General features: G+C 64.1%; 3 protein-coding genes. All 3 read right to left on the bottom strand.

The genetic code is table 11. The annotated features are described in order from the left end of the window. Nucleotides 1–236: 236 nt before the first annotated feature. The 3 genes from ACFTSA_RS24285 to ACFTSA_RS24275 all read right to left on the bottom strand — a co-directional run bounded on the left by ACFTSA_RS24285 (nucleotide 237) and on the right by ACFTSA_RS24275 (nucleotide 4,464). Nucleotides 237–1,169: a glutaminase gene (locus ACFTSA_RS24285; RefSeq protein ID WP_377954670.1), complete on the bottom strand. Its 933-nt coding sequence runs from the start codon at nucleotides 1,167–1,169 to the stop codon at nucleotides 237–239. Then, nucleotides 1,166–2,764 (bottom strand): PucR family transcriptional regulator, encoded by a 1,599-nt coding sequence (locus ACFTSA_RS24280; RefSeq protein ID WP_377954671.1) that lies wholly within the window; start codon nucleotides 2,762–2,764, stop codon nucleotides 1,166–1,168. The genes ACFTSA_RS24285 and ACFTSA_RS24280 overlap by 4 nt, the downstream gene beginning before the upstream one ends. Before the next feature lie 230 nt (nucleotides 2,765–2,994). Then, nucleotides 2,995–4,464 carry an aromatic amino acid ammonia-lyase gene (locus ACFTSA_RS24275; protein ID WP_377954668.1) on the bottom strand — a complete coding sequence of 490 codons (1,470 nt, stop codon included), beginning with the start codon at nucleotides 4,462–4,464 and terminating at the stop codon, nucleotides 2,995–2,997. Nucleotides 4,465–4,650: the final 186 nt, after the last annotated feature.

The following is a 4,650-nucleotide window of genomic DNA, read 5'->3' as shown; positions in this document are numbered from 1 at the left end:
ATCATCTGGATCTGCCGCGGCTTCAGGCTCTTGTGGTAGCCCTTGTCCTCGGCATGGAGAAGGTTCTCGGTGGCATGCGCCTGAACCGGAACCGTATGGTGCAATGCAACCTCGACACTGGGGTTGTTGTTGGGCATGGAGTTCCTTTCATCCGGACATAGGTCTGACCGGTTAGGGGGAATCAGGTGGAAGAACGGATCCGGCCCCGAGGCCAGCGGGGCACGGCAAAGCGTGGACTAGAAAACCGACCAGCCGGTGCGGTCCGACAGATCGGCGAGGGCTGCAGTGCCCGCCAGGGAGTTGCCTTTGGCGTCCAGTCGGGGGCTCCAGACGCATATGGAGCATTGGCCAGGAACGATTACCAGGATGCCTCCGCCCACACCGCTCTTTCCGGGCAGCCCGACGCGGTAGGCAAATTCTCCGGCGGCGTCGTACATGCCGCAGGTCAGCATGATGGAGCCTATGCGTTTGGCCTCGCTGCGTGTCACCACCGCTCCGAGGGCACCACGGCCGTCCCGGGCGAGGAAGAGGCCGGCTTGGGCCAGTTCCCTGCAGGTCATCATGATGGAGCACTGGCGGACGTAGTTTTCCACCACCGATTCGGCGGACTGCCGGAGATTGCCGAAATCTTTGAGGAAGTGGGCCAGGGCCAGGTTGCGGCTGCTGTTGGACAGTTCGCTGGCCGCCGCGGCCACATCGATGAAGGGATTTCCTTGCCCGGTCTGTCCGGCGAGAAAGGCGAGGAGCGCGGCGGCGGCGTCGGGGGTCTCGTCCATCAGGTGGTCGGTGACCACCAGGGCGCCGGCGTTGATGAACGGGTTCCGTGGGATGCCGTGTTCCACTTCCAGCTGGATCAGAGAATTGAAGGCAGTGCCGGAGGGCTCGCGCAGTACCCGGGACCACAGAGTTCCTGGACTGTCCCGCCGCAACGCCATCGCAAGGGTGAAGACCTTGGAGATGCTTTGGATGGAAAACGGGACATCGGCGTCTCCTGAGGCAAAGACTTCGCCGGCTGCGGTGGCGACAGCAATTCCGAACCTGTTGAAGGGAACGCCCGCGAGGGACGGGATGTTTGCCGGAACGGAACCGTCTTCCCTTTGCGGTCTGTGGTTGCGGACGATGTCATCGAGCATCGGGCCCAACGGCGGAGCATCGAGTGTTGTGGTCATTTCCTGCCCTGTAGTTCGTTGTGTGTGCAGGTCCATTCCTGGACATGCAGCAGTGCCACCAGCGCATCGCGGGGGTTGCCGAAGTCCAGGCCCGTGACCCGGGCGGCCTTGCTGATTCGGTAGTAGACGGTGTTCTTGTGCAGCGCCATGCGTTTGGCGCATTCCGCGACGTCGAGCGAGGAGTCGAAATAGACGCGGAGGGTTTCGGCGAGTTCGACGTCGTCCCGCAGGAGGGCTGACATGCTGCGGTGACGGAACGGAGACGTAAGGAAGCTCCGAATGGCGTCACGGAAGAGGATTTCGCTCTCAAAATCCGCAATGGTGGCTACTGACGTCTCAGCTGATGTCCCGACACAGTCCAGCAGGGCCTCGGTGATCGGGGTAACCGAGTGCAGGGCCAGCAGGTCAGGAGCCACCGGGCTCACCGCGGCGAAGGGGCTGATGCTCAGGTGCTTGTGCGCGTCGCGGACGATGGATTCGGCCATGCTGCGCAGACCGGGTTCCGCAGTGGCTGACTGCAGGCCCGGGATAACGACGGCGGTGACGCCCTTGAACTGACCGACGACGGCTGACGCCTTGTAGGCCGCGGCGTGGATGGAGGCCAGGCTTGCCAGCTCGCCATGCTTCAATGCGGCATCATCAGCCTGGGAGTCGGTCGGGGACATTCCTATCAGGATCAATGCCGCGGGCCGCTCCGCGGGGATCTTCCCGCTGCGGGCACTGGCGGCGGCCTCCGCCGAGCCGGACAGAATCCGGGCAATGCGGTCCTCGCGCATATGCACGGACTGCTGATTGCGGTAACGGATGAGCTCGGCGGAGGCCCGGGCCGCGGACCCCGTGAGAACGTAGTCAACATCGGCGGTGAAGCCGTCCCCGGTTTCCTGGAGCCAGATATAGCCCATGATTCGGTCCCCGGCAAACAGCGTGATGGCCACGCGCTCCCTCAGGCCGTCCTGCGGCCTGGCCGGCACTCGAACTGGGAGCCGGGTTCTGTGCAGTTCCCGGTAGGCTCCGAGGTCCTTCAGCAGCAGTTCGTACTTCCGCGGGCCGCGCCGGGCCAGGATGGACGCCTTCCGCAGTTCGTCGATGTCGTTCGAGACCGTGGAGTAGGCCAGGACCTTGTTCGCAGCATCCTCTATAACCACATGGCTCGAGGTCAGGCGTGCCGTGGTCTGGGCGATGGCAAACAGGTCTTCTTCCAGCAGGGTCAGAACTTCACTCTGGTAACTGCGCGGCTGGATCCGGTCCTTGGCGATCGACAGGAGGCGGTCCCATTCGGCAGCGGGGTCCACCAGCAGCAGCCCCGTCCCGGCGGCGCCCAGCAGTTCCTCGGCGTCAGTCAGCTCTTCGCGGCTTCCCTTGACCGCTACAACCGGCGGCGGGTTCTTCAGAAGCCGGCGCAGCGCCGGCAAAGCCGAGCGGCCACGGACGCCGATTAGCAGGACAAAGGCTCCGCCGGCGTCGGACGTTTCATCGTCGGCATCGACGATCAGGAACCTTTCGACCGCCGAACGCTCGGGGGCGGGCCGCATGATGAGGGTGGCGAAACCCAGGGGGAAGTCCGAAAGGATATCGTCCACCGTAACCGCGGCCATGGTTTCCTTCTGCGTCGATCCGCCCGGACGGCTCTGTCCGGTCACCTCATGGTAGCGAGTGAATTTCACCCAAAATATGTGACGGAATCCAAATGGATCGGTGGATTTTCGGTTTCGGGTCCAAGGCAGTCGCTCGTGCGGGACAGCGTGCGCTCCGGTTGGTCCCGTCGAAACCGGTCACTGGGTTGAGCCTCCCAGACATCCGATTGTGCCGGGTCGTGGAAGCCGGGTTACATGGGGCATCCGAAACCTGGGCGAAGCACCATTCCGGCTGCGGCCTGGACGTCGCCGCGGAGGTCCCGGTCCTGGACATTGGCGGGCAGTCCCAGCCCGGCATCGAAAGCTGCACGAAGCCGCTCACTGCGGAACTCGGCGCGACTCCGGCCCTGCAGCCTCAGCGCCCTCATGGCGCACAGGAATTCAATGCCCACGATTGTCGAAAAAGCCTCGACGGTGGCTGACAATTGGGACGTACCCACACTTCCGAAGCTCGCGTCCTCCTCGGCGCCCAATGACAGGACCACCGTCTGCAGGCTCGTCGGCTGTGCGCTGGCCCGGATTCGGCCCGCCGACGCAGCAGCCACATATTCCAGCATCATGACCCCGGACTGGCCTGCGTCGTCGGCGGCGAGGAACGGGTGCAGGCCGGTATAGGAAGGATCGCAAAGCAGGTCGATCCTGCGAAGGATCGTGGCACACGCGGCACCGACCGCAAGGTGCAGAGCGTCAACGCGCCTTCCAAGGGTGGTCATTTGGAACAGGCCGTGGTGGGCCACGCCGTTGCTGCCATCCTGGGAGGAGCCGAACACCAGCGGGTTCTCATGGCCTGCGACGACGAGTCGTTCAAGAAGGGCCTTAAGTGCTTCGAGTTCTTCCAGCAGGGAACCAAGGACCTGGGGCAGGGTGCGCAGGCAGTAGGGGTCCTGGATTCTTGCAGGGCTGTGGTGACCGTCCAAGAGGTCGTAGAGGACATCGGCCATATTGGCAACCGAAGCCGTATCCGCGGCCTGCGCCACGTGGGGGCTGAACGCCTCCCGGTTTCCGGACATGGCAGCGAAAGACAGGGCGGCGACGGCTGTAAGGTTCTCCAGCAGCGTTGTGAGCTTTTGGTGGGCCACGACTGCCTGGGCGATGGTGAGCGCATTGGAGCTGATAAACGGCAGGGCATCTTCCGTGGCCCAGCCTTCCAACGGTGCAGCAACATTTTGCCCGTCCATCGTGGGCCGTTCGCCCAACAAAGTGAGCGCCGTCCCGGACAGCGCCGGAAGGTCCGCCGTTCCGATGCCCCCAAACTCCCGCACCTCAGGCAGGGCATCGGCATTAATCAACCCCGCGAGAGCCTGAGCCACTGCGGGGCTGATTCCCGACGACCCGGCTGCGAGTTGGGAGAGTCTGATGATCAACATGGCCCTGACGGTTTCCCGATCCAAGGCTCTGCCGGCATCGACGGCGTGGCTCCGCAGCAGGTTGAGCCCGTGAACGTCGGCTCCCTCACCAACCCGGTTCAGGTTCACAGAGCGGTTTGCGCCGACGCCGGTGGAGCGCCCGTAGACAGGTCGGGTCTTTGCCGTCGCTTGCGCGGAGCGCTGTGATTCCGCGATTCGATCAAGGGCGGACGGCGCCAGCCGAACCTGTGTCGCCGCAGCGGCTGCTGCCGCCAATGCGGCCAGGCCCAACTGGCGTCCGTCGATCTCGATCACTGAATGATCCTTTCTGGTGTGCATACTGGTGGCGGCGGTTCCCGGTTGAATTTGTCGAAACGTTGATCTCGCCGAACTGGATCAGCGGAACTCGTTCATGGGGATGCGGACTCCGCGTTCTTTGGCGACGTCGGCGGCGCGGTCGTAGCCGGCGTCGACGTGGCGGATGACGCCCATGCCGGGGTC

The sequence above is a fragment of the Arthrobacter sp. NPDC057013 genome, assembly GCF_042674585.1.
Taxonomy (GTDB): Bacteria; Actinomycetota; Actinomycetes; order Actinomycetales; family Micrococcaceae; genus Arthrobacter.
Note: the sequence above shows the minus strand (reverse complement) of the source record. Positions and strands in the feature narration are given on the sequence as shown.